Origin of the sequence: Nodosilinea sp. FACHB-131, assembly GCF_014695395.1 — a bacterium.
Lineage (GTDB): Bacteria > Cyanobacteriota > Cyanobacteriia > Phormidesmidales > Phormidesmidaceae > Nodosilinea.
Genome location: NZ_JACJOF010000008.1, coordinates 1 through 23,443, shown reverse-complemented (window position 1 = coordinate 23,443; position 23,443 = coordinate 1). Strand labels below are relative to the sequence as shown.

The window sequence follows — 23,443 nt, the reverse complement described above, 5'->3', positions numbered from 1 at the left end:
GTTTATTCAACAGGTCGAGTGCTTAGCTAACAGCTGCACCGCTGCGGCTGTAGGTAGCCCAAAAGCTAGGGTGCACCTTGCCCTGAATGTGGTTCCAGTATTGGGCAGCTTCGGCGGGCAGACCAGCTTCGGTAGCCAGACGGGCCAGCATCGATTGCTGACGCTGCTTCACGGAGCGATGACGGTTCATCATGCTCATGCGGGCTCTGTCTTCGGTGCTAAGGGTGGTTGCCACTGCGGGAGCGGCGATCGCAGCCACGGGCGCTGTGGCAACGACAGGCGCTGTCTCAACGACAGGGGCTACCTCAGAGGTGCCGGTCTGATAGGCCACACCACGATAGACCAAGTCCAGGGTGGGCTGTTGCACAGCAGCTTTCTTAACAGTGCGAAATCGAATATCTACACCGCGGAACTTGCCAACTTCATCGGTTAAGTTGGATTCCACAACGGGGGGATTGTAGTCGTGGCTTACGCCGCGATAGGTAAGTTGCATGGGGTCGCCTCCAAAAGATCAAGGGTTTGATCAGAACATTGGGGCGCGTTCCTTCGGGGGCTATTAACCCCTACTTCCGTCTCGCTTTAGCCAGTAACGAAAAAGCGAGATGAACGAATTTCTGATTACTTCTGTATAGTAAGCTACGGTTTTGGGTGATGTCAAGGGAATTTCTATTCTGTATAAGCTTCTACATAATCCCGTATGCCTGGTAACTCAAGGCTTTGGCGCACCCAGCGGCTGCTCAGAAAAAATTTGCCATACCTGCCCATCGTGACGGAGCAGGGTGAGGGTAGGCACCTCAAAATCGGCTGAGAAAGGGCGGTGCTCAAACTCAGCCCAGGCCTGGTGAAAGGCAGCGGGCGCAAGGTCACGGAAGCCCACGGTGACATGGGGGGTAAAGGGCCAAGGGGTGCGGCGATGAGCACCGGCTCGGTAGCCCTGCCGCAGCCCACAGTGGGTGTCTAGATGGCTTATTAAGGCTGGTTGAATGGCCATCAACGCTGCCGTCTGGTGCACGTCTACATAGATCACTCGCGGCGGAAAAGCGCTAAACCCTTCTAGAACAATGGGAATAGGCCGCTGCTGACCGGCAAATCTATGCAGATGGTGCTGTAGCTCGTCCAGCCGCTCTAGAGGCCACTCAAAGGGCGGCTGTAGGGTGATGTGGGGTGGGGATCTGAGGGCGGCCTTGCTGCCAAAGCGCCGCTCAACGTCCTGCTTGATGGCGGTGATGGCGTCCTGCACCGGCTGGGGCGGCAGTAGGGCCACAAAAAATCGCGCCGACTCTGGCGATGGGCTAGCCATGGGGGCAAACCTTAACAATGAGAGTTGGGGCTAGGGCCAGCGATCGCGATCCCGCTCATAAAACGACAGCCGGGCATAACCCATAAAGGTAGATTCCACCGTTTCGCCCACCGGGTAGGCCGTTGCGCCAAACAGATAGACCCCGCCGAAACGAGGATTCCGCACGGGGCGTAGAGCCAGGGTGATCGGTACCCCAGGTTCAGCAGGCGGATCGAAGGAAATCGACAATTCGCGGGCGTCCTGGTCTTGGGTGAGTTCGCCCAAGGGTAACGACACCCGGCCATTGGGGGTGTTGGCAAAGGCTTCAGTGGCATCTAGCCGGTAGCGAAAAATTGGGTCATAGCCTTCATTCAGGCGAATCACCACCCGCTCCAAAGGCTCAACTGCCGCCTCAGGGAAATCAAAGGTGAGGTAGTAGGTGACATTGCTGTCGCTGACCAGATTGCGGGTGGCGTAGCTTTCGGTCAAGCGCGGCGGGTACGAAAAACCTACGGTGCCGTCAGAGTACTGAATCGCCGGGGCGGAGGTTGGCGCCAAAAATCCCCAGGTAGAGCCCAGGGTTAGTAGACCGGCACCAGCCAGAGCAACGCCTCGTCTCAACGATGACTGGGTTAGGGATGTGAACATAACGCGATCGCGGCCAAGGGTCGCCTCACCTTCGGAAACGGCAACATCGCCAAATTGAGGCTAGATACCTCAAGTCTAGCGCTGCCAACCCGAGAATTTAGGCCGAGAATTTGAGATCGCGCTAGTTGTCAAATAGATTGAGCTGAAGTTCTGGCTTCACCCGCATCACCACCAGAGTCATGTCGTCGTCGTTGCTGCGATCGCCCCCAATGAAGCGATCGATCAAGTTAAAGGTGTAGTCTAAAATTGCCTCGGCTGATGTGCAGTTGCGGCAGGCCCACTGGAGAGCCCGCTCCAGGTTTTCTTCCTCAAAGCGCTCACCCCGAGGGTTGGCGGCCTCGGTAAAACCGTCGGTGTAAAACACCACCGTGTCGCCCGGCTGAAGCTCTACCTCGGCTTCGCAATACTCGGTGTTCATATCCAACCCCAGCAGCATGCCAGGGGTATCGAGCCGGGTGATGGTGTTGGTGGCAGCTTGCCACAGCAGCGGTGGATTGTGTGCGGCGTTGCCGTAGGCCAGGCGGCGAGTTTTAGGATTGTACTCGGCGTAGAACAGCGTCACAAAGCGGTTCGAGCTTTCTAAATCGCTGTGCATGACGAAGTTTAAGTCTTGCAAAATGCGGGCGGGCGAATGGCCGTTGAGCACTTCAGTGCGCAGCATGCCCCGCATCATGGTCATGATTAACCCGGCGGGCACCCCTTTACCCATCACATCCCCAATGGCAAAGCTCCAGGGAGCCGCTGCCGTCTGCTGGGAGCCGGCCTGGCGCAGCTGATCAAAGGTGGTGGGGATAAAGTCGTAGTAGTCGCCGCCTACCTTGTGAGCGGTGCGGCATTTAGCGGCCAAATCCATCCCCTGGATAGCGGGGCACTCGCGGGGCAGCAATTGCAGCTGAATTTCAGCGCCAATTTCAAGCTCGCGATCGAGGCGCTCTTTTTTGCGCACCGCCGCTGTCAGCTCATTGTTTTCGATCGCCACCGAGGTCTGATCAGCTACCAGGCGCACCAGCTTCTGGCGGGTCTCCGTCCAGGCATAGTCCGGGTCGCGGCTGAACACGTAGAGCCGACCCCGCTCCACGTTTTGCACGATGATAGCGGTGCCAAACAGCTGAAACTCGTCGCCCAGGTAGCGGTTGACCTGGCGATCGAGGGCCAGCATAGCATTGCGCGCCATCGACATCATGCTGCTCTCAGGGGCGGCTTTAAAGCTAGCTGTCACTTGGCGGGTAGCGGCCTCTAGGGCCGATCGCACATCCTGGCACTGGTCTTCGCTCTGGCAGTGCAGTCGCTCTAAACGGACCTGCCCATCGGCTCGAAACAGCACCAGGGCACCGCCGCTAGCATCAGTTACCCGACTGGCAATCATGGGAATCAGCTCTAGGAACTGATTCAGGTTGTTGAGGCTGCGGAGGGCAAACCCCAGCGAACTGAGCAAATCTTGAATTTTGTACTGCTCACGCTGCAGCCGAGCCACCAGTTCCTTAAGGGCAAACACGGGTGGAGTATCTGGCAGAGCGCTACTGCTAACGCTCTCAAAAGAAGGTGACGGCCCGGATGGCATGGGAAAAGCTGTCATGGACGACCTGTGCAAAATGCTCTCGTGAGACTCAACAAACCAAATGACCAACTAAATATAGGGGCTAACCGAAAAATTGGCGCACGTCTTTGCCCTTAGACGTAGAAAATCCCTATTTTTGGCGACATACAGCAACTTTTGCAAAGGTAATCCCGGCCGGCTGAAACTGGGGATAGCCCATAGTAGCGCACAAATTGAAGGCCAAGAATAGCATTCTTGAGAGGACTTAACTACCTCTGGGGAAGGAGATCAGCCAGTGAAGCTGGAAGGGATGCCTAGGCAGTTTTTTACCCATAACCTTGGTGCGATCGCCACCACCCCAGGCAAACCGCCAAAGCCTCCTCCTGGCTGCGACACACCGCTGGGTAATCGAGCTGAGGACGATTCAAAATATATAGAGAAATTTCTAGCCGTTCAGCAGCTGTGCCCTTGATATCTTCTCCCCCAGGCGCGCCAGAGGCTTTAGTAATAACTTGAGTGATGCGCCACTGCTGCCAAAGGGCACATTCTAACGCGGCGCTAATGGGAGGTCGGAGGGCGATCAGGCGATCGGGGGTAAAGCCCGCTGCTAGGGCGGCTTCCAATGCTACCGGCGACGGTAGGATACGGGCAAATAGGGTGGCCTGGGTCTGCCAGGGGGCAAAGCGGTGCAGCCAGCGATAGCCCAGGGTCAGCAATGTGCGCTGTCCCAGCAGAACTTCTGGGGTGAGCACAGTCTGCAGGTCTTCTATATAGTGAATGCGCTCGTTAGAAGAGGGTTCTATAGCAGGACGTTCGTATCGCCAGTAGGGGAGGTTGAGGGTACGGGCGGCGGCGATCGCCCCTTGTGAAATTTCTACCGCGAACGGATGGGACACGTCCAGCACTGCCTCGATCCGCTGGGCCTGAATAAACTCCCCCAGCGACGCCACGTCCAATCCCCCGACTAGAACCTTCAAGTAGGTACTCTTTTTATAGGCGTGCCGTGCGATCGCCGTGGTCACCGTGACCAAACAGGGAATCTGTTCCATTGCCAAGGCAGCGGCCAACTCCACCGCCTCCCCTGTACCCCCAATCACCCATAGAACTGAACCGCGATTGTTCACAAATTCCCTTCAATATCGTGTGTTCCTCCAAGCCGCGAAAATGCGTCTCTCCATCCCCTCGCCTCAAAAAATTAGAGCAGACCCGTGGGTCTGTCCCTACACTCTGCTACCCTTTCCCTCATGATCTGCCTGGCCCGGCCATGAACCAACTGCTGCTGATTCCTATTGTCGCCTTTGCTAAGCTGCTGACCCTGGCCCTGCGGGTATCGGGGCGGGGGTCAGGTACCGCACTGCCAGGCTACTTGGTGGGCCGCTATTTTCCCTTTGTTCTAAAGGCACTAGTTAGTCAAATCCCGGTCGTGGTGGCCATTACCGGCACCAACGGCAAAACCACCAGCCAGACCATGCTCAGTGCCGTGCTTGACCAGGCGCCGAAGGCCAAGGTGCTGCGCAACAAGGCCGGGGCCAACCTCAGCCAGGGTATTTTGTCAGAGCTACTTAAGCAGAGCAACGCCGTTGGCCGCCTCGACTTTACCCATGCGGTGCTAGAAGTAGAAGAAGCCACCCTGCCTCGCATCGCTAGGCTGATCAAGCCCAATATTATCGCCGTCACCAACCTCTACCGCGACCAGCTCGATGCCTACGGTGAAATCGATCGCACCGAAAAGCTAATTCGCGATGGTATAGCCCAGTGCCCTACCGCCGCCGTGGTCGTCAATGGCGACGATCCCCGCACCTCTCGCCTCACTCAGGGGCTGGAGAACGCCACCTATTTTATGTCGCTTGCCCCAGAGTACGCCCGATTTCTGCCCTATGAAGGCAAGCTCAACCGCCGAGTCCCCGGCAGTGAAGGGCTAGAGGCGACGAACATTCACATCAACGAAGACCTGACCACCGATTTTTCGGTTCAGGGGCAAATCAATCATGAGACGGTGCACCTACCCCAAGCCAAGACCGTTTCGCCGGGGTTCTTCCATGTGTACAACGCGCTGACGGCGATCGCGATCGCTAACCTCCTAGGTATAGACGGAGCCACTGCGATCGCCGGGCTCAAAACCTTTAAACCAGCCTTTGGCCGAGGCGAAATCCTTACCCGCCGGCAGGGCGATAAACAGGTCAACTACCGCCTACTGCTGGTAAAAAATCCCGCCAGCTTTAGCCTCAGTCTCGAGCTGCTGCGCAATATCCCTGGACTTAAACTCATCCTCGCCATCAACGACAACACCGCCGACGGCAAAGACGTCTCCTGGCTATGGGACAGTGAACTCGAAAGGCTCAACCAAGCCAATATTGACTGGATATTTTGCACTGGTGTTCGCGCCAAGGATATGGCAGTACGGCTAAAATATGCGCTGGATGTTCCCCCCGGCCCCATCCCAGCCGAAGAATCGATCCGCCAAATAATTGATTTATCCTTTCAAAAGGCTAGTTCCGGCGACACGGTGTTTGTGCTGCCCACTTACACGGCCATGCTCGAATTTCGCAAGCTCATGGGCAAAACCCTGGATGTGGTCTGACCCTACCCATCCACCCCCTACCCATCTACCCACTACCCATCCATGCCCTACGCCCTCACCATTACCCATCTCTACCCCGACTACCTCAACCTCTACGGCGATACCGGCAACCTCATCGTGCTGCGCCGCCGCTGCCAATGGATGGGCATTGACTGCACGGTGAAACCCTTGACCATGGAAGAGGTAGCCCAGAGCGGTCAGACCGATCTTTACTTTATGGGCGGTGGCCAAGACATGGATCAGGTGGCGGTAGTCAATGACTTCCACCAGCTCAAGCACGAGGCCATCAGGGCCGATACGGAGGCGGGAGTAGTGTTCCTGGGTGTATGCGGGGGTTACCAGCTCATGGGCAACACCTTTCTGATGGGCAATGGTGAAGAAACCCAGGGTCTGGGCATCGTCAACGTCAATACCCGTGCCCCCAGCACCGACGTCAAGCAGCGGTGCATCGGCAACCTGGTTGTGGAAATTAACTCTGCTGTCTACGCCGAGATGCAGACCATGTACGCTACCCCTCGAAAAATTCCCCGTACCCTGGTGGGGTTTGAAAACCACTCAGGGCAAACATACCTCGGTGAGGGCGTAGAGCCCCTAGCCAAAACTATCGCTGGCTTCGGTAATAATGCCACCGCCGAATACGAGGGCGCGCGTTACAAAAACGTCTTTGGCAGCTATATGCACGGGTCGCTACTGCCCAAAAACCCGCATTTTGCCGATTACCTGATTGGGCTAGCCCTACGCCGCAAGTACGCCGACGTCAACCTTACCCTGCCCACCCTGACCGACACCGAAGAATTTGCCGCCCACGAGTTCGTTGTTCAGCGCTACAGGTAACCCTGAGCTATGAAGGCAACCTCCAAGGTACTGGTGGGTCGACAAAAAAGTCCTTGGTTGGCGGTTAATCTGTCCGCAGCCCTGCCCGGCATGGGGCAGATTTATGAGGGTGCGATCGCCCGTGGTCTGGTCATCATTGCTGCTCACCTAGGGCTCGTCGTCTTTATCTTCTGGTCAATCTTTGCGCCTAGGGGCAACACCCTACGAGGGCTAATCACCCTCATTCCACTGCTCAGTCTCTATATATTCAATTTGTGGGATAGCCACCATGCGGCTAAGCGGGGCATTACCCTCAACGAGTTCAGCCCACTGCGCTACCAATCTAGCGATCCCTGGTACCCCGTGTTCCTCTCCCAGATATTGCCTGGGCTAGGGCACCTGTTTTTGCAACAGACCACCGTAGGGGGAACGCTGCTAATCTTAGGCATTTTTACCGCCTACCTGGCCAACTTCAACTCAGCTCTGCTACCCATACCGCCTATCGTTTGGGCGGTGAGTTGCGGATTGGTCTACCGAGCTGCTCCCGCCCGTCAGCGTCAGTGGAGTTGGTTAGGAGGGCTGCTCGTCACAGTGCTGATCACCCGTCTGGCGATCAGCTCTATCCCCTTTGTCGTGCCGCAAAAGGTAGTGCAATGCATTGTGCCCAGCGAGTCAATGCTGCCCACGCTAGAGGTGCGCGATCGCATATTCGTCCGCCCTCGCACTTTCGAGTATTCTCTAGCTGTAGGCGACATCGTTGTCTTTTCTAACCCCGAGCGCACTCCGATTGAACAAGCCGGAGAACTCAAGAATTTGATGGTGAAGCGGGTCATTGCTCTACCCGGTCAGCAGGTGGAGATCCGTGACGGCCAGGTGTGGCTCGATGGTATCCCTCTCGTCGAGTCCCACCTGACCGCGCCTATCCTATACCAGTGGGGGCCACAAACAGTACCCACTAACCACCTGTTCGTACTCGGCGACAATCGCAACAACAGTCGCGATTCCCACGTGTGGGGGTTTCTGCCCCAAGCTCACGTATTGGGCAATGCCTACAAAATCTATTGGCCACCCGAACGGGTACAGCCCTTGCCTTAGTTAAGAAGATTCTCAACTAATATATTCGTTCATCACAAGTTTAAGTTGATTCTCATTCTTTTCTAGCGTTAGACCAATCTCCCATCAGGGTAATTTAAGGGTGATTTTGTCTGCCAAGGCTAATTTAAACAGCTGTCGCTATATTTATCTGGTTTTTACATGCTGACCGTCTGACTTCACCGACTGCTCACAATGATAGTCCGGGTCAGGGCTAAGCTAGCCAACAGGCGTATCCTAGGGGAGCCTAAACATGAATATTGTCGCTATACAAAGGGATTTACGTCATGCTTAGGCACGCCGACTACGCTTTAGCAGCGGCTTTATTAGTCTTAAAGTACACAACTTCATGATCAAGTTAAAAGCTTGTTAATGCGACTAAAGACAGCAGTTAGAGTATAGGAGTCTGGCGTAAGCTACGGTAAGAATACTTAAGTTAAAGATTTGCTAAATCTACTTAGTTCCCCTAGCCCTAACGACTAAATAAAATTTCAGAGAAATGAGGATTTTAAGTTGACATAGGCAGTGCTTTACTGGGTAAATGAGTTGAAATCCAGCTCAGCTTCCGCGAGTTGAGCGCATCAGTTCGAAGACCAGAACTTCCTAGTTTATTATTTTCTAGAGGGTTTATGAAAGCAGTTATATTAGCTGGTGGTTTAGGTACCCGTCTAAGTGAAGAGACCAGTATCAAGCCTAAACCTATGGTTGAGGTCGGGGGCTATCCCATCCTTTGGCACATCATGAAAATTTATGCGGCCCACGGCATTAACGAATTCATCGTTTGCTGCGGCTACAAAGGCTATGTCATCAAAGAGTACTTTGCCAACTACTTTTTGCACATGTCAGATGTAACCTTCGACTTGCGTTACAACCAAATGAATATCCATAACGGTAACGCCGAACCGTGGAAAGTCACGCTAATTGATACTGGCGCATCGACGCTAACAGGTGGACGCCTCAAGCGGGTAAGAGAATACATTGGGTCTGAGCCCTTTTGCTTCACCTATGGTGATGGGGTTAGCGATGTAAACGTCACCGAACTCATCAAATTCCACGAAGCTCAGGGCACCCTGGCTACGCTTACCGCAGTCAAGCCCCCTGGTCGATTTGGGGCCATCTCCCTACATGAAGGACAGACCACGATCGCATCCTTTGCTGAAAAAGCCGATGGCGATGAAGCCTACGTTAACGGTGGCTATTTTGTCTTAGATCCCCAGGTAATCGACTTTATCCCCGATGAGGACGTCATGTGGGAGCATGAGCCCCTGACTAAACTGGCTGAGATGGGACAGTTGTCGGCTTACCGTCACGACGGATTTTGGCAACCTATGGATACTCTTCGAGATAAAAATAATCTTGAAGGATTATGGAAATCTGGGGAAGCTCCCTGGAAGGTTTGGTAGTTCAAGCCCTGCGTTCCAAAACAGCCTGCATAACTGCACACTAGAGCAAACATAATGTCCAATACCTACGACTACGCCATTGTTGGCGGTGGCATTGTGGGCCTGGCTACAGCTATGAAGCTGAGCCAAATGCTTCCCAGCGCCAAAATCACCGTCATCGAAAAAGAGTCCTCCTGGGCCTATCACCAAACAGGTAACAACAGCGGGGTTATTCACTCCGGCATCTACTACAAACCTGGCAGCTTCAAAGCAAAATTTAGCCGCGCCGGCTGTCAGTCAATGGTAGATTTTTGCCGCCAGCATGACATTCCTTATGACGTTTGCGGCAAGGTCATCGTTGCGACCCAAGAAAAAGAACTACCACTCCTAGAAAATCTCTTTCAGCGTGGTCTTCAAAACGAGATTCCCGTTTCCAAAATCACGCCAGAGCAAGTTAAGGAGATCGAACCCTACGTCAACTGTATTGCCGCTGTTAAGGTAGACTCAACCGGCATCGTTAATTACAAAGCCGTCTGCCAAAAGTACATCGAGATTATTCAAGAGTCCAACAACGATCTCCGCTTGAATACCAAAGTACTAGGTATCTCCATAGATCCACAAAACGTGGTTCTAGAAACCAACAAAGGTACTATTAAAGCGAAGTTTTTAATCAACTGCGCTGGGCTATTCTCGGACCGAGTAGCTCAAATGGCTAAACTCAAGCCCTCAGCCAAAATCGTGCCTTTCCGCGGTGAGTATTATGAGCTAGTGCCCGAGAAGCGGCATATGGTTAACACCCTGATCTATCCGGTACCTAACCCCAGCTTTCCCTTCCTTGGGGTGCACTTTACCAAAATGATTGATGGTAGTGTTCATGCTGGCCCTAACGCAGTCCTAAGCCTGAAGCGGGAAGGCTACAAAAAGACCGATTTTGACCTGAAAGACTTTGCTGAAGTGATGGCTTATCCAGGCTTCTGGAAGCTGGCTTCCAAGCATGCAGATGAAGGTGTCCGCGAGATCGTTCGCTCCTTCAGCAAAGCAGCCTTTGTCAAGAGCCTACAACGCCTCATTCCAGAGGTCCGTAGTGAAGACGTTGTTCCCACCCATGCCGGGGTACGAGCTCAAGCACTGATGAACAACGGCAGCTTGGTTGATGATTTCCTCATCGTCAACGGAGAGCGGTCAATTCACGTCTTGAACGCGCCGTCTCCGGCAGCCACATCATCTCTGGAAATCGGTAAAGAGGTTGCCTCCCAAGTGGTTAAGGCCACTGCTCCGACCTCCGTCGCACTCTAGTCACACTCAAACAGGTAATTCACCCATGAAAGTATTAGTTACTGGTACAGAAGGCTATCTCGGCTGTTTGCTGGCGCCGTTGCTCCTGCAAAAAGGCCACGACGTTATCGGCGTTGACACCGGCTTTTATAAGGCAGGGTGGCTCTACAACGGCATTAACTCGTCGGCTAAAACCCTAAATAAAGATATTCGCAACATTGAAGCTGCCGATCTTGAAGGTGTAGAAGCCATTGTTCATATGGCTGAGCTATCCAACGATCCCCTAGGTAAGCTCGCCCCTAACATCACCTACGACATTAACCATAAAGGATCTGTGCGCCTAGCAGAATTGGCCAAGGCCGCTGGGGTACGTCGGTTTGTTTATATGTCATCCTGTAGCGTTTATGGGGTTGCTGAAGGCGATGATTACGTTACCGAGGAGTCTGAGGTCAACCCTCAAACCGCTTACGCTAAATGCAAAACCCTCGTAGAGCAAGATCTGAAGCCGATGGCGGACGACGACTTCTCTCCCACCTTCATGCGCAACGCCACTGCTTACGGGGCATCTCCCCGCATGCGCTTTGACATTGTGCTCAACAACCTCTCAGGGTTGGCTTGGACAACCAAAGAGATTCGCATGACCAGCGATGGTACTCCCTGGCGCCCTTTAGTGCACGGTCTAGATATTGCTAAGTCAATTATCTGTGCCCTCGAAGCCCCTCGTGATATTGTTCACAACCAGGTCTTCAACGTCGGCGACACCAACCACAACTACCAGGTGCGCGAAATTGCGACGATTGTTGCAGAGACTTTCCCCGAATGTCAGCTGAGCTTTGGCAAGCCCGACACGGACAATCGCAGCTATCGCGTATCCTTCGACAAGATCAATAGCGTGCTGCCTGGATTTAAGTGCGACTGGGATGCCAGACGCGGTGCAGAGCAACTTTTGAAGGTGTTCCAGCAAATCGATATGACCGAAGAGATGTTTACCTCTCGCGGCTTTACCCGTCTCAAGCAGCTGGAGTATCTCATTCGCACCCAGCAAATTGATAAAGATTTCTTCTGGAGCTAGCCAATGATTTTTGAAGCAACTAATCTGAAAGATGCTTTTGTCATCGATCTCGAAATTCGCAGCGACGACCGAGGCGGCTTTGCTCGTACCTTTTGTGCCAAAGAATTTGAAGAGCATGGGTTAAAACCCATGGTTGCTCAGTGCAACATGTCCTTCAACTACAAGAAGGGTACTTTGCGCGGCATGCATTATCAGCTTGCTCCGGCAGCCGAGACTAAGCTGGTGCGCTGCACCCGCGGCGCTATCTACGATGTCATCATTGATATTCGCCCCGATTCTCCGACGTACATGCAGCACTTTGGCATTGAGCTAACCGCTGACAACCGCAAGGCGCTATATGTACCTGAGCTGTTTGCCCACGGCTACCAAGCACTGACCGATGATGCCGAGGTGATCTACCAGGTGGGTGAATTTTACTCCCCTGGCTACGAGCAAGGTATTCGTTATGATGACCCCACCTTTGGCATTGAGTGGCCAATTCCGGTGACGGTTATTTCTGAAAAAGATGGTCAGTGGCCTCCCTTTAAAGGCTAGGTAATCTTCTGCCAGTTCTTTGCTGAGACAAAGTCCTCCGCCAAAGAACTGGCCTTTATTGAGCTATTTCAATCTAATCTATCGCTTAGGTTTAAACACCATGTTTATTGTTGATACGGCGCTAAAAGCCAGACAGGAAGCCGGCAATCCGGTTCGAGTGGGGATGATCGGCGCGGGGTTTATGGGGCGCGGGGTCGCTAACCAAATGCTCAACTCTGTGCCGGGTATGGAGTTGGTAGCGATCTCAAATCGCAACGTAGATACCGCTAAGCGGGCTTACCAAGAAGCAGGTGTCGAGGACATTAACGTCGTCTCCACTGTGGCTAACTTGGAAAACAGCATTGCAGCGGGCGGTTATGCCGTTACCGATGACCCAATGCTGCTGTGTCGAGCGGAGGGCATCGATGCTCTGATTGAAGTCACTGGTGCCGTAGAGTTTGGTGCCCATGTGGTGATGGAGGCGATCGCCCACAAGAAGCACGTTGTGCTCATGAACGCCGAGCTAGATGGCACTATCGGCCCTATTCTTAAGACCTACGCCGATAAGGCCGGGGTAATTTTGTCAGCTTGTGACGGCGACCAGCCCGGCGTTGAGATGAACCTCTACCGCTTTGTTAAGAGCATCGGCCTTACTCCGCTGGTGTGCGGCAATATCAAGGGCCTACAAGACCCCTACCGCAACCCCACTACTCAAAAGGGGTTTGCTGAACAGTGGGGGCAGAATGTAAACATGGTAACTAGCTTTGCCGATGGCACCAAAGTCTCTTTTGAGCAAGCTATCGTTGCTAACGCCACCGGTATGACCGTCGCCAAACGCGGCATGTTGGGCCACGATTTCAGGCTGCACCAGGATGAGTTGGTCAAGCAGTACGATCTCAACTACACCGGTCATATTGACGACTTAACTAAGCTGTACGATGTCGACCAGCTCAAGGAACTGGGCGGCATCGTCGACTACGTCGTAGCGGTAAAGCCCGGCCCTGGAGTCTATGTATTTGGCACCCACGACGATCCCAAGCAGCGCCATTATCTGAACCTATACAAGCTGGGTGAGGGGCCTCTATACAGCTTCTACACCCCCTATCACCTGTGCCACTTTGAAGTGCCACTGTCGGTCGCCCGCGTTGTGTTGTTTGGCGACGCCGTTATGACCCCCATTGCTGGCCAGAAGGTTGATGTGGTGACCATCGCCAAAATCGACCTGAAAGCTGGTGAGACCATTGACTGCATTGGCGGCTTTATGACCTACGGCGAGTGCGAAACCGCTGAAATTACCGCGGCGGAAAACTTGCTTCCGGTGGGTCTAGCTGAGGGCTGTAAGCTAAAGCGGGATGTCGCTAAGGATCAGGCGTTAACCTACGACGATGTCGAGCTGCCCCCCGGGCGTCTGTGCGACAAGCTGCGGGCTGAACAAAACGCTATGTTTGCTCCGCAAAAGTCCCTTGCCGGGGTAGCGTAGTTAGGGCAGCTCCCTACGGTTAACAGACTTAAAGCAAGAGGGGGAGCCCACGATGGGCTCTCCCTTTTTTATGGTCTTGCTAGGGGGGTACATGCCTAACAAACAGAGTGGGATACACCACGGCTGCCGGACCTAGAGGAATGACGCTGGCATGTCTAGGCAAATGAACATTAATGAGCTTGCCAATCTACACTGCTAACCCACCCCTTGTCGCTAGCTATAGCGGGTCAAGTTGACGCGGTAGCGCTCTTTTTTGGTAACAGCAACTTCACCAATTTCGAGCCTTCCCTTGCCGCGGATTGCAATTAAGTCCCCAGTGGACAAGGTGTGGCTGGCTTGGGTGATCGGCTTCCAATTCACACGCACGTCGCCGCTGTTGATTAGGTCGGCCATTTTGCTGCGCGACATGCCAAACCCAGCGGAGGCGACCGCATCAAGTCTTAGGGAAGCTTCGACGGTAGTAAGGTCTTTTTTCTGAGGCGCACGCACCCGCAGTTGATCCCACTCTAATGGCTGGGTCTTTACGGGTACAGAGCGTACTTGAGTAAGCGACTGAGTAAGGAATTCTGCCAGTTCAGGCACAACGATCGCCTGCGCCCCCCGCTCCCCAAGCACAATGATGTCGCCAACTTTGCTACGGTGCAGGCCGGTGCCGAGCAGGGCTCCTAAAAAGTCCCCATGACTGGCGGGATCGAACATGAAGTTTCCCCCTACCGTCAGTAGCGATAAGGGAATCTGGCTCTGATCGAGGGGAATATCGGCCCGCGCGATCGCCAGCCGCTGGCGCTCAGCCTGGGTATAGCCACCCCAGGCGAGGCTATGAACATCGGTCAATCGCTGGAGCATCGCTTCGGCCTCGACTTGCTCGGGGGGCGACAAAAAGTCGGTAACAACGATGTCCCATGTTTTGATGGCTTGGTCGGCCTGATCTAAAACACGGGCCAAACAGTCGCGGTTGTCGAGCGATTTCAGCAGGTCATCCTTGGGCAGCATGGGCAGAGAGCGTTTAGCGACAGATCAGTGATGGTGGTGGACTTAGGCAAACCCAACCTTCGGGCACTGATCCTAGCTTACTGTCAGGCAGACCTGGGGCAGAGGAGGGAAACTAGGTGGTTATGGGTTTCAACCTGACCACCTGGTTTCTGCAGCGGTAGTTAGTTGGCGATCGCTTCGGTCACCTCCTTGCGCTTGGCATAAATGCTCTTTAGGTGGCGCTTCACTGTATTGACGGTGATGTAAAGCTCCTGGGCGATTTCGTCGTAGGTACGATTGGCCCGGCGCAGCACCCACACGGCTCGCTCACGGGGGGTGAGGTTATACTGCACCGCCTCAAGCATGGCAGAGGTGTGCGCTGCGCGGGTTTGATTCTCCAAAGACATCAGCAGATAAGCACTGGTCGTGGCGGGCAGTTCGAGCCACTGAATACGGGCTCGAATTTGCTGGCCAGAGCAAGACGTAAACTCCTGAGTGAGCACCAGCAGGGTTTCGGGGTAAAACTCACGGCTTTCTAGGAGGTGAACGCACATAGCCTTGAGGCTGGGGGGCAAAAAGTTGCTGCTATCACTGCCGCTGAGATCGCGGCAGAGGGCTCTACCTTTCTGATTGCTGTGAATGCAGGTGCCGTCTTCGGTCAAGACCAAAATCCCATCAACAAAGCCTTCGAGCACGGCGCTGAGCAGAGGTAGATTGGCCTGGGTTGCTTGGGGGGCAATAAAACGGGAATTAGATAGGGTGGTGGATGAACTCATAGTGACCATGGGGCTATCTGGTTTAAGACACGACAGAGTTAAGGGAGTCATCCGGGAACACAGCCGGTTAAGTTGCGCTGGGATGTTTTGCGCTGGAGTTTTCAGTAAAGAGAACCTCAACCTGGAGGGTGGGATCTCCGCACACTAGGGACAGTTTTCTAAGTGGTTTCTACAGGGTTGCAACGGTGGTGAAGGTGAACCGCCCGTAAAAAAACGGATAAAACTGACAGATTCTTCACCAAGATGAAGCGTCGTTCTGGAAAGTTTGGCAAGTTTCTATGGCAATTTACTGACTTTTTAAGTCATTTATTGGCGCATAGAAACCGCTCTCGGGTTTACAGGGCTTGCATAGATGCTGTTCGTTCTGAGCAGATTGAGCAAAGCTCAGTAGCTACCAGAGCGCCCTGCCCAATCTGCTGCACTAGCCACTAAGTTCTGCAGCAATCCGGTGAGACGGTTGAAAAAGTGGATGCTTGTCTATATTGTTATGGGCATTCCATTGGGCTAAGGGCCATAGCAACGAGTATGATATCGGCCAATCAACAACTGCTAAAGCGTTTGCAGAGGGGCATTATGGCTGCTGCGATCGCACTTCCCTTCCTCTATCCAACGCTGCACGCGGCAAGCTATGCCCAGGAAGCACCGCCAGCGGCGGCAGAGGCTGCCCTCAACCAGGGGTTGAGCCTCATTCAGCAGGGGCAAATCGACGGTGCTCTGGCCCAGTTTCAGCAGGCGGCAGCCTTAGACCCCACCCTAGCCGCAGCCCATTACAACGTTGGCCTAGCGCTACGCCAAAAGGGTGAGCTCCAAGAGGCCGCCTCCGCGTTCTGGGCAGCGATTCGAGCCGATCCGCAGTTTGCGCTGGCCTACGCCAACCTAGGCGGGGCTCTGATCGAAGGCAATAATCTTGATCAGGCCGAACAGTATTTGCAGCGGGCGATCGCCATTCAGCCCGACCTGGGCAATGCCCACTACAATCTTGGCCTGGTTTACCAATCTCAGGGGAAATTTCCTGAGGCGCTGGCGGCGTTCGAGCGGGCGGGTCAATATAGCCCTAACGCCCCCGAGTCATTTTTACAGCGAGGCATTATCTACCTACAAACTGAGCGCAACAGCGAAGCTGAGGCTGTGCTGCAGCAGGCTCTGACTCTTCAGCCCCGCTACGCCCAGGCCCACTACAACTTGGGAATTGCTCGATTTAACCAGGGTCAAACCGAAACTGCTCTTAACTCGTTTCGCACGGCGACTCAAATCAACGGTGGCTATGCTGATGCCTACTACAGTGCTGGATTAGCGTTCATCCAGCTCGGCCGTTTTGCCGAAGCCCGCACCGTGCTGGAATATGCCAAAAACCTTTATATCACCATGGGTAACCCGACCTGGGCAGCTAAAGCCCAAAGCCACCTCGGGCAGTTGCCCGAGAGCTAGCGAGTTTAGAGGGGACAGTTCAGCAATTCACGCCACTATTTCACCACCGACGCACTACCGAAACTTGAGCTTGCGAGAGGCGTAGAGGCACATTTTTAGCAAAATTAGCCCTTCTCTGACGTGGGCAATATTTGAGCTGCCGTAGGTGCGGGGTTGGTAGCGAATTGGCACCTCCACAATGTGGAGGTTGAGCTTGGCAGCCCCAAACAGTAGGTCAAAATCGCCAAAGGGGTCGAAGTCGCCAAAGTAGCTACGCCCGGCAGCAATGCGCTGGTAGTCGCGTCGCCAAAGCACTTTGGTGCCGCAGAGGGTGTCTTTGAGCGGCTGCTCTAGCAAAAACGAAAAGAGTAGGGCAAAGATTTTGTTGGCCACCATATTGAGCCAGGGCATGGCGGTCTTGGAGCGAGGGTAAACCAGTCGGGAACCGTTGGCAAATTCTCCCCGCCCTGAGGCTAACACCTCCACAAAGTGGGGTAAATCTTCTGGGGGAACGGTCAAGTCGGCATCGAGAATCAGCAGAATGTCACCGCTGGCCTGGTCAAACCCGAGCCGTACTGCATCTGCCTTGCCCCGCCCCGTCTGCTGGAATGCCTTTAGGGTGAAAGGCCCTCGGTAGGTTTGCACCAAATCCTGAATGGCTTGCCAGGTCTGGTCGCGGGAATGACCTTCAACAAAGATCACCTCGGTATGGGCACCCAATTGGGGCAGCCGAGCCACGGCAGCGGCAATATTCCCGGCCTCGTTTCGAGCTGGAATGATGACTGAGCAGGTCGGCTGCTCTGAACTGGGCACGGGTTGAGGCCGAGCCACAATAAAGGTGGTTAGGCACAGGTGCTTGACCACGGGCAGAGGCGCCAGATAGCGATTCACCAGGCCGGCTATCCCCGGCACAAATTTGGGCCAGAGAAACCGATTGCCTCGCTGAAGGGGGCGATAGCCGGTGATGGTGAGCAGGTTGGCCACGTCATCCATGCTCAGCCAGTTTTGGGGGGGTTGGGGGCGGCGCTGCCCTATCCGTTCGGCTAGGCCCAGCAGAGGTTCCCAAAGGTGGCTGTGGAAGGTGAGAATGAGGCGAGTGTGGGGCTGGCAGAAGGGCTGCAACCGCTGGAGCACAGCTTGAATATCGCCTAGGTAGCCCAGCACTCCTGACAGCAGGATGTAGTCAAACTGGCGGTGTTCCGAGGCCAGCTGAGCGGGCTCGATCGCCTCAGCATCTAGCGTGTAGAAGGCGAGCTCAGGGTACTTCTGGCTGGCGATCGCCGTCACCGCTGGAGCAAAGTCAATGCCTACCCCAATCGCTGGAGCGGTGGCGTGGAGGAGGTCACCGGTACCACAGCCGACTTCTAGCACGCGGCTGCCGGGCGGAATAATAAATTTATGAAGCCGAGCTAGGTCGCCGTAGTAGTAGCGGTTGCGACGACTCCAGCGATCTAGCTCGGGGGCAGTGTAGTCAAAGTAGGCCCGGATGTCTTGCTTGAAGTCTTGCTTGGGGGCCTCAAGCAAATCAGTTGAATGGGCTTGAATCACAGACGTTTAGGACTTCTTGAGGGGCTCAGCGGCGTCATCCCGCTCAATGTAAAGGAATAAAAAGGCCATGGCAACGGCGGGAAAGACAAGCCCCACCAAAGGAACCAAAATAGTGGGTAAGAATGCAGCTGGCATAGGGTTTCTACCTCAATAGCAACATCACAGCGTTGAGCATAAGACTACTGCGAATCGGCACTCTATATGTCTATCTTGTTACAAACTTTCTCACTCGATAGGTTTGTCTCCTCCAGGAGCAAGCGGCTGTGCCACCAGGCCTGGGTTTCGCGATCGAGCTTGGCAGTGTAGAGGGTGGTGACAAAGGACTGGGCTCCATAGCCCTGGCCGACAATCTCGACGCAGTAGGAGGGCGACTTGCGGGTGGCCATATCGGGCACAAACCGCTTGCCAATGCGCCGCCAGCTGGGTTCTTTGCCCCGCCACTGAATGCGACAGCAGGGCCAGGGTAGCTGATCGCGATCGAACAGGCGGCAGCAGGGACCGACGACGCGGTAGGTCAGGTGGGCCCCTGGGCTCTGAAAAACGTGGCCCGTAGACCAGGGATGCTCTGAGGAGGGCGACAGGGGCGGTATCATAACAGCATGTAACAAATGGCCAATGTTGAAGTAGTCTACGGGATTTTCTATGGCTGAGCCAATTACTCCAGCGGTGAGCGATCGCATCTGTAAGCACATGAACGACGACCACACCGAAGCGGTTCTTCTCTACGCCACTGCCTACGGCAACCAACCCACCGCTACCGCCGCCGTGATGGAATCTGTGGACCCCGAGGGTATGACCTTGGCGGTGACCGTAGACGGGGCCCCAACCACCGTGCGAGTGCCCTTTGACCACACCCTAGAGGGGGCCGAAGATGCTCACCATACCCTAGTCGCCATGCTCAAACAGGCAAAAGCTAGGGCTTAAGCTGGGACCTTTACTATGAGCGTCTCTATTCAATTTTTGCCCGATGGCGTCACCGTTGAAGCCGAAGTGGGCGAACCCTTGCTGGCGGTGGCCGATCGCGCCGGGGTGAGCATTCCCACCGGCTGCCTCATGGGGTCGTGCCACGCCTGCGAAGTAGATTTGGAGGGTCAAGCAGACCCGATCTGCGCCTGTATTTCGGCAGTGCCGCCGGGCCAGGATAGGCTCGTCGTCAACCTTTACGTCGACCCCACCTGGTAGGGATTCTGCCTGGCATCGCTCAGCTAGGTTCTGAAGCCTTTGCTCAGCGTCGGCAAGAGGCGACGCGGGCGCGGTGGGATAGGGGTTGAGGTTGCACTGCGATCGCCCCCAGTCACCAACTCCTGCAAGTACCCCCAGGCCTGTTGTTGGGCGGCATTCCAGCTCAGGTGTTGGCGGTAGTGCTGCCAAGCTGAGAGGGCTAGGGCTTGGTAGCGTGGGTAGTCGGCCATGACGGCAGCAATATATTGGGCGTAGTCAATAGCGGTGGCCTCTACCGGAAAGGCTCTGCCATTAATGTCGGTCTGCAACACGGTGGGAATACCCCCTACGGCGGCGGCCACGCAGGGAAGACCAGCGGCGTTAGCTTCACTAATGGCGACCCCAAAGGTATCGGCCTTGGTGGGAAAGATTAAAAAGTGGGCGGTGCTGAGTAGATGGGCAAACTGAGCCTCGCCTTCGGGAGTAGCGCGATCGATAAACCCGAAGGAGCGCACAAAACTGGGGCGATCGCCCACCCATTTAGGTTCACAGCCGACGACCCAGAGTTCGGTCTTTACGCCCTGCTGGTTGAGGGTTTGAGCCACCTCTAGGGCTAGCGGACCACCCTTGCGCTCCCAGTCCACGCCAAGAAACAGCAGTCGGCAAGGGTTTGAGGGCCGCTGCGCAATCAGGGCTTCTACCTCAGACTGAGCCAGATCCTGAGCTCGGCTGGCCCCACGGGGAATAATGCGAATTTTGTCAGCGGGCAGACCGTAGAGAGCGATCGCAGACTGGGCCGCCCACTGGGAGGTAAGAATGACGCGATCGCACCGCTCCAGGGCTGCCTTCTCTACGGCGTGCAGCCGCCGCCGAGTCTCGGGACACAGATTAGTCAGATAAGGATAAAAATTCACCAAGCTGCCCAACAGCGCATCGGTCCACAGCACCGTGGGCAGCGCAGTGCGCACCCGCGCTAGAGGAATCGCATTCTCAGGACAAAGCAGCAGGTCAGCCTTAGACCGAGCGAGCTGAGCTTCAAGCTGGCGAGCGTAGTAGGGCGCAACCCAAGGTTCTACAGGGCTGTAGTAGCTCTGCCCCAGGCGTTGGTAAAGTAGCCACTTGAGCCGAGTAATCGGCACCCTGCGCCGCTCCAGCGGGCCGAGAAATTCCAGCTCAGCCCCAGCACTTTGCAGGAGTTCAGCAATTTTTTGCCCAGCTCCATAGAGGCCCAGGTGGCGACGGGGCCAGGAGGCGCGATCGCGCACATCATAAGTAGTAGCGTAGGCAATTCTCATATGAATAAGGGTTGAGCTATGGCTAGCCCAACCCTCTCAGCGACTGAGCCTAGAATGCCCAGGAAATCTCATCCGGCAACGATAGTTAGATGAGACGAATCCAGTAGCGATCGCGTCCTCTCCGCTTCGCCTGATACAGTGCCGCATCCGCAGCGGCAATCAGGTCTTCGGGCGACTGGTCGGCGGTGGGTACTACGCTGGCGATACCAATGCTGATGGTGAGGTAGTCGCTCACAGACGATTGGGGATGGGCAATTTTGAGGGCAGCAATTTCCTCTTGAATGGCCTTAGCGACAATCTCGGCCCCGGCACGGCGGGTATTCGGCAGCACCACCGCAAACTCCTCGCCGCCGTAGCGGGCCAGCAGGTCGGCAGCGCGCTTGACGGCGCGGGTAGCGGCGGCGGCAAGCGCGATCAACGCCTCATCTCCCTGCTGATGGCCCAAGCAATCGTTGTAGGGTTTGAAGAAATCAACATCAAACATAATCAGCGATAGGGGCTGCTGCTCGCGCACCATGCGCTGCCACTCTTGCTCCAAGTACTCGTCAAAGCGGCGGCGGTTGGGAATGTGGGTCAACCCATCTAGGGTGGCCAGGCGCTCTAAGGTTTCGTTGGCCTCAGTTAGGGCAGTCTCCATACCCTTGCGATCGGTGATGTCGATGCAGTTAGTGATCACGCCGTTGATAGTGCCGTCGGCATCCTGAAAGGGGCTAACCACAACCTGGTACCAGCGGCGAATGCCAACTCGGTCGATCACTTCCTGCTCGCCCTGGTAGGGCAGTTGGGTCTCAATCACCCGTTGGTGAATGAGGTGCTGCTGGATGGCCTTTAATGCCGAAATGTTGGGGTTAACATCGGTGTCTAGCTTGCCCACCATATCGGCAGGAGTAATACCGTGCAAGCTGGCGCTGGCGCGGTTGGCCATCTGCACCCGACCCTGCCGGTCTTTGACCACAATGATGCTGGGAATGCTGTCGATCACATTTTGCAGAAACTGACGCTGGCGAGCGATTTCGGCCTCGGCCTGCTTGCGCTCGGTAATGTCGCGCACGATCGCAAGCACCTGGTCAGGGCCACTGGTGACAATACGCGCTTCTTCATAGCGCCAGCCGTCGGTTGTAGAAAAGCGATATTCGTAGACCTGAGGTGCACCGGTTTGTAGCGCTAGCTGAATATAGTGCATGCGCTCGGCAACCATGTCGGCGGGGAGCACCTCATGCATGGGTCTGCCGATCTGGGTGCTAGGTTCAGCAATCAGGTTGACCGCTCCAGCATTCATCACGTCGAGGCAAATGCCGTCGCCCGAAAACCGCACCAGCAGGTCGGGAATTGCCTCTAGAATAATTCGCTGAGTGGCCTCAGCCTGGCGCAGGGCAGCGGTGCGATCGGCCACCTGGCGCTCCAGGGTCTGGTTATAGTCGGCCAGTAGCGTTTGGGCCTGCTTGCGGGTGGTAATGTCTTGAAAGGCAGCGATCGCATATTCCACCTGCCCCCCCTGGTCAAAAATGGGCGTCGTCACCATCTCAATAGGGATAGCCTGATTGCCCGGCCGCAGCTCAATATCGTCGGCCCAGCCGGGCTGTCCCCGCAGCGCCATAGTTATGGGCAGTGCCGCGGTAGGGTAGCGCTGGCCAGTACTCGCTCGGTAGGCAATGCAGGTTTCGTCCAGACCGAGGGATGGTATTGAGGGCATGTCTTCAAGGCAGAGCAAAATACGGGCCTGCTGACTCGCAAACACCATCTGGCCGTAGCGATCGTAGACGGCAATGCCCAGGGGAATACCGTCCAGAAACTGCCGCCAGCGCCGCTCGCTGCGCTGGATCTCGCGGTTGAGGTGCTCTAGCTCGGCAAATGAATCGTGTAGCTTGGCCGCCATGGTGTTAAACGCCCGCGCCAGCTGCCCGAGTTCGTCAGTGCTCTCAATAGGGACTGGGGTTTGCCAATTGCCCTGGGCCGTAGCTTGAATGGCTCGGCGCAGTTGGGCAATGGGCTGTAGCACTCGATTGACCACTGCCAGCCCCACCACCACCGAGCTGCCGATGGCACCCAGGCTCACCATCGCCACGGCCCAGTTGCCGAGATAAAAGCTCAAAAACCCCAGCAGCCCGACCGCACTAACCAGCTGAAGCACAAAAATTGCTACCAACACCGTGCTGAGCGAAAAGGGCTTAAGCAAACGGCTCAATGGTCGGTAGAACGGGAGTTTTGGCACTGGATTGAGCGGCAATATTAAGTGAAGCAAAACACCCTACCTACTTTTCTAGAATAAAGCGCCCAGACCGGCCCTGAAACACTTGCTGTGCCACATGTTTACAGAAGGTTAGGGCTTGGCTTATAGGCCTATCCTAGGGGCTAAGTAAAGGCTAGCCCGTGATCTCAAACAGCTATTTCAGCACCCTCACGGAACAAGTCAGGTGATTTAAAGCAGTTGCAGCCACAAAGTCTTGGTTCTAGGCAATTTTAGTGAGCTTGGCATAAAAAATGTTAGGCCTCTGTCTAAGAGGATGTTTGAAAAGTTAAGGCTTGAGTAAAAAAGCTCACTCCGTATAGGTTGCAGATAGAAGTCAGCAACGCCGGAGTGAGGCTATGAGTAAAGACTACCCCAGCAACTT

23 protein-coding genes and 1 riboswitch are annotated in these 23,443 nt (G+C 55.0%); of the genes, 11 read left to right on the top strand and 12 right to left on the bottom strand.

All coding sequences use genetic code 11. From position 1 onward, the window contains the following. Positions 1–22: 22 nt before the first annotated feature. The 5 genes from H6F75_RS04870 to H6F75_RS04850 form a co-directional block, all read right to left on the bottom strand. Positions 23–493, bottom strand: a complete 471-nt coding sequence (locus H6F75_RS04870) for a DUF4278 domain-containing protein (protein ID WP_190749784.1) — start codon at positions 491–493, stop codon at positions 23–25. Between the two features lie 42 nt (positions 494–535). Further along, a riboswitch (Glutamine riboswitch) is annotated at positions 536–611 on the bottom strand. A gap of 98 nt (positions 612–709) precedes the next feature. Beyond that, positions 710–1,300 carry a 2'-5' RNA ligase family protein gene (locus tag H6F75_RS04865; protein WP_190749782.1) on the bottom strand — a complete coding sequence of 197 codons (591 nt, stop codon included), beginning with the start codon at positions 1,298–1,300 and terminating at the stop codon, positions 710–712. 30 nt (positions 1,301–1,330) lie between these two features. Then, positions 1,331–1,927 (bottom strand): DUF2808 domain-containing protein, encoded by a 597-nt coding sequence (locus tag H6F75_RS04860; RefSeq protein ID WP_190749780.1) that lies wholly within the window; start codon positions 1,925–1,927, stop codon positions 1,331–1,333. A 121-nt stretch (positions 1,928–2,048) separates the two neighbouring features. After that, positions 2,049–3,503 carry a PP2C family protein-serine/threonine phosphatase gene (locus H6F75_RS04855; RefSeq protein WP_190749778.1) on the bottom strand — a complete coding sequence of 485 codons (1,455 nt, stop codon included), beginning with the start codon at positions 3,501–3,503 and terminating at the stop codon, positions 2,049–2,051. Positions 3,504–3,790: 287 nt separating this feature from the next. Beyond that, entirely contained in the window at positions 3,791–4,588 is a 798-nt protein-coding gene (locus tag H6F75_RS04850) for a cobalt-precorrin-6A reductase (RefSeq protein ID WP_190749776.1), read from the bottom strand. A 140-nt stretch (positions 4,589–4,728) separates the two neighbouring features. Here H6F75_RS04850 and H6F75_RS04845 point away from each other — a divergent pair, with 140 nt between their 5' ends. The 8 genes from H6F75_RS04845 (at position 4,729) to H6F75_RS04810 (ending at position 13,672) form a co-directional block, all read left to right on the top strand. Beyond that, positions 4,729–6,045, top strand: coding sequence for a Mur ligase family protein (locus H6F75_RS04845; protein WP_190749774.1), 1,317 nt, complete (start codon positions 4,729–4,731; stop codon positions 6,043–6,045). Positions 6,046–6,087: 42 nt separating this feature from the next. Next, a complete protein-coding gene (locus H6F75_RS04840) occupies positions 6,088–6,879 on the top strand; it encodes a glutamine amidotransferase (protein WP_190749772.1) in 792 nt (263 codons plus the stop codon). Positions 6,880–6,888: 9 nt separating this feature from the next. Continuing rightward, positions 6,889–7,953, top strand: a complete 1,065-nt coding sequence (lepB, locus tag H6F75_RS04835; protein WP_190749770.1) for a signal peptidase I — start codon at positions 6,889–6,891, stop codon at positions 7,951–7,953. Positions 7,954–8,579: 626 nt separating this feature from the next. Next, the gene (rfbF, locus tag H6F75_RS04830) at positions 8,580–9,353 is read left to right on the top strand and encodes a glucose-1-phosphate cytidylyltransferase (protein WP_190749768.1); all 774 of its coding nucleotides are present in this window, start codon (positions 8,580–8,582) and stop codon (positions 9,351–9,353) included. A 54-nt stretch (positions 9,354–9,407) separates the two neighbouring features. Continuing rightward, entirely contained in the window at positions 9,408–10,628 is a 1,221-nt protein-coding gene (gene lhgO / locus H6F75_RS04825) for an L-2-hydroxyglutarate oxidase (RefSeq protein ID WP_190749766.1), read from the top strand. Between the two features lie 25 nt (positions 10,629–10,653). Continuing rightward, positions 10,654–11,679 carry an SDR family oxidoreductase gene (locus H6F75_RS04820; RefSeq protein WP_190517505.1) on the top strand — a complete coding sequence of 342 codons (1,026 nt, stop codon included), beginning with the start codon at positions 10,654–10,656 and terminating at the stop codon, positions 11,677–11,679. Between the two features lie 3 nt (positions 11,680–11,682). Beyond that, a complete protein-coding gene (rfbC, locus tag H6F75_RS04815; protein ID WP_073607863.1) occupies positions 11,683–12,213 on the top strand; it encodes a dTDP-4-dehydrorhamnose 3,5-epimerase in 531 nt (176 codons plus the stop codon). Between the two features lie 100 nt (positions 12,214–12,313). Further along, the gene (locus H6F75_RS04810; RefSeq protein WP_190749764.1) at positions 12,314–13,672 is read left to right on the top strand and encodes a Gfo/Idh/MocA family oxidoreductase; all 1,359 of its coding nucleotides are present in this window, start codon (positions 12,314–12,316) and stop codon (positions 13,670–13,672) included. A gap of 213 nt (positions 13,673–13,885) precedes the next feature. On the opposite strand, the gene H6F75_RS04805 is transcribed toward H6F75_RS04810, so the two are convergent. Together H6F75_RS04805 and H6F75_RS04800 are read right to left on the bottom strand one after the other, a co-directional pair. Then, positions 13,886–14,665, bottom strand: a complete 780-nt coding sequence (locus H6F75_RS04805; RefSeq protein WP_190749762.1) for a photosystem II S4 domain protein — start codon at positions 14,663–14,665, stop codon at positions 13,886–13,888. Positions 14,666–14,826: 161 nt separating this feature from the next. Continuing rightward, entirely contained in the window at positions 14,827–15,420 is a 594-nt protein-coding gene (locus tag H6F75_RS04800; protein WP_190749760.1) for a helix-turn-helix transcriptional regulator, read from the bottom strand. Between the two features lie 573 nt (positions 15,421–15,993). On the opposite strand from H6F75_RS04800, the gene H6F75_RS04795 reads away from it, so the two are divergent. Then, positions 15,994–16,848, top strand: coding sequence for a tetratricopeptide repeat protein (locus H6F75_RS04795; protein WP_190749758.1), 855 nt, complete (start codon positions 15,994–15,996; stop codon positions 16,846–16,848). Between the two features lie 54 nt (positions 16,849–16,902). Here the strand turns inward: H6F75_RS04795 and H6F75_RS04790 are convergent, their stop codons facing one another. The 3 genes from H6F75_RS04790 to H6F75_RS04780 all read right to left on the bottom strand — a co-directional run bounded on the left by H6F75_RS04790 (position 16,903) and on the right by H6F75_RS04780 (position 18,968). Next, positions 16,903–18,351 carry a glycosyltransferase gene (locus tag H6F75_RS04790; RefSeq protein ID WP_190749912.1) on the bottom strand — a complete coding sequence of 483 codons (1,449 nt, stop codon included), beginning with the start codon at positions 18,349–18,351 and terminating at the stop codon, positions 16,903–16,905. Between the two features lie 30 nt (positions 18,352–18,381). Continuing rightward, positions 18,382–18,510, bottom strand: a complete 129-nt coding sequence (psaI, locus tag H6F75_RS04785; RefSeq protein ID WP_190629129.1) for a photosystem I reaction center subunit VIII — start codon at positions 18,508–18,510, stop codon at positions 18,382–18,384. A 62-nt stretch (positions 18,511–18,572) separates the two neighbouring features. Then, positions 18,573–18,968, bottom strand: a complete 396-nt coding sequence (locus tag H6F75_RS04780; RefSeq protein WP_190749756.1) for a hypothetical protein — start codon at positions 18,966–18,968, stop codon at positions 18,573–18,575. Between the two features lie 49 nt (positions 18,969–19,017). On the opposite strand from H6F75_RS04780, the gene H6F75_RS04775 reads away from it, so the two are divergent. Together H6F75_RS04775 and H6F75_RS04770 are read left to right on the top strand one after the other, a co-directional pair. Then, positions 19,018–19,299 (top strand): DUF2470 domain-containing protein, encoded by a 282-nt coding sequence (locus tag H6F75_RS04775; protein ID WP_190517523.1) that lies wholly within the window; start codon positions 19,018–19,020, stop codon positions 19,297–19,299. A 15-nt stretch (positions 19,300–19,314) separates the two neighbouring features. After that, complete coding sequence (locus tag H6F75_RS04770) at positions 19,315–19,557, top strand: 2Fe-2S iron-sulfur cluster-binding protein (RefSeq protein ID WP_190749754.1); 243 nt, start codon at positions 19,315–19,317, stop codon at positions 19,555–19,557. Positions 19,558–19,580: 23 nt separating this feature from the next. Here the strand turns inward: H6F75_RS04770 and H6F75_RS04765 are convergent, their stop codons facing one another. Next, positions 19,581–20,831, bottom strand: a complete 1,251-nt coding sequence (locus tag H6F75_RS04765) for a glycosyltransferase family 4 protein (RefSeq protein ID WP_190749752.1) — start codon at positions 20,829–20,831, stop codon at positions 19,581–19,583. A gap of 85 nt (positions 20,832–20,916) precedes the next feature. Continuing rightward, the gene (locus H6F75_RS04760) at positions 20,917–23,016 is read right to left on the bottom strand and encodes a diguanylate cyclase (protein WP_190749751.1); all 2,100 of its coding nucleotides are present in this window, start codon (positions 23,014–23,016) and stop codon (positions 20,917–20,919) included. Between the last annotated feature and the right edge of the window lie 427 nt (positions 23,017–23,443).

What these genes read in the sequence shown, in the direction of transcription:
- H6F75_RS04795 (WP_190749758.1), top strand. Translation starts at nt 15,994, where the DNA reads ATGGCTGCTGCGATCGCACTTCCCTTCCTCTATCCAACGCTGCACGCG.
- lhgO (WP_190749766.1), top strand. Translation starts at nt 9,408, where the DNA reads ATGTCCAATACCTACGACTACGCCATTGTTGGCGGTGGCATTGTGGGC.
- psaI (WP_190629129.1), bottom strand. Translation starts at nt 18,510, where the DNA reads ATGCCAGCTGCATTCTTACCCACTATTTTGGTTCCTTTGGTGGGGCTT.
- rfbC (WP_073607863.1), top strand. Translation starts at nt 11,683, where the DNA reads ATGATTTTTGAAGCAACTAATCTGAAAGATGCTTTTGTCATCGATCTC.
- H6F75_RS04805 (WP_190749762.1), bottom strand. Translation starts at nt 14,665, where the DNA reads ATGCTGCCCAAGGATGACCTGCTGAAATCGCTCGACAACCGCGACTGT.
- H6F75_RS04810 (WP_190749764.1), top strand. Translation starts at nt 12,314, where the DNA reads ATGTTTATTGTTGATACGGCGCTAAAAGCCAGACAGGAAGCCGGCAAT.
- rfbF (WP_190749768.1), top strand. Translation starts at nt 8,580, where the DNA reads ATGAAAGCAGTTATATTAGCTGGTGGTTTAGGTACCCGTCTAAGTGAA.
- H6F75_RS04775 (WP_190517523.1), top strand. Translation starts at nt 19,018, where the DNA reads ATGGCTGAGCCAATTACTCCAGCGGTGAGCGATCGCATCTGTAAGCAC.
- lepB (WP_190749770.1), top strand. Translation starts at nt 6,889, where the DNA reads ATGAAGGCAACCTCCAAGGTACTGGTGGGTCGACAAAAAAGTCCTTGG.
- H6F75_RS04845 (WP_190749774.1), top strand. Translation starts at nt 4,729, where the DNA reads ATGAACCAACTGCTGCTGATTCCTATTGTCGCCTTTGCTAAGCTGCTG.
- H6F75_RS04860 (WP_190749780.1), bottom strand. Translation starts at nt 1,927, where the DNA reads ATGTTCACATCCCTAACCCAGTCATCGTTGAGACGAGGCGTTGCTCTG.
- H6F75_RS04865 (WP_190749782.1), bottom strand. Translation starts at nt 1,300, where the DNA reads ATGGCTAGCCCATCGCCAGAGTCGGCGCGATTTTTTGTGGCCCTACTG.
- H6F75_RS04840 (WP_190749772.1), top strand. Translation starts at nt 6,088, where the DNA reads ATGCCCTACGCCCTCACCATTACCCATCTCTACCCCGACTACCTCAAC.
- H6F75_RS04780 (WP_190749756.1), bottom strand. Translation starts at nt 18,968, where the DNA reads ATGATACCGCCCCTGTCGCCCTCCTCAGAGCATCCCTGGTCTACGGGC.
- H6F75_RS04870 (WP_190749784.1), bottom strand. Translation starts at nt 493, where the DNA reads ATGCAACTTACCTATCGCGGCGTAAGCCACGACTACAATCCCCCCGTT.
- H6F75_RS04800 (WP_190749760.1), bottom strand. Translation starts at nt 15,420, where the DNA reads ATGAGTTCATCCACCACCCTATCTAATTCCCGTTTTATTGCCCCCCAA.
- H6F75_RS04765 (WP_190749752.1), bottom strand. Translation starts at nt 20,831, where the DNA reads ATGAGAATTGCCTACGCTACTACTTATGATGTGCGCGATCGCGCCTCC.
- H6F75_RS04770 (WP_190749754.1), top strand. Translation starts at nt 19,315, where the DNA reads ATGAGCGTCTCTATTCAATTTTTGCCCGATGGCGTCACCGTTGAAGCC.
- H6F75_RS04820 (WP_190517505.1), top strand. Translation starts at nt 10,654, where the DNA reads ATGAAAGTATTAGTTACTGGTACAGAAGGCTATCTCGGCTGTTTGCTG.
- H6F75_RS04855 (WP_190749778.1), bottom strand. Translation starts at nt 3,503, where the DNA reads ATGACAGCTTTTCCCATGCCATCCGGGCCGTCACCTTCTTTTGAGAGC.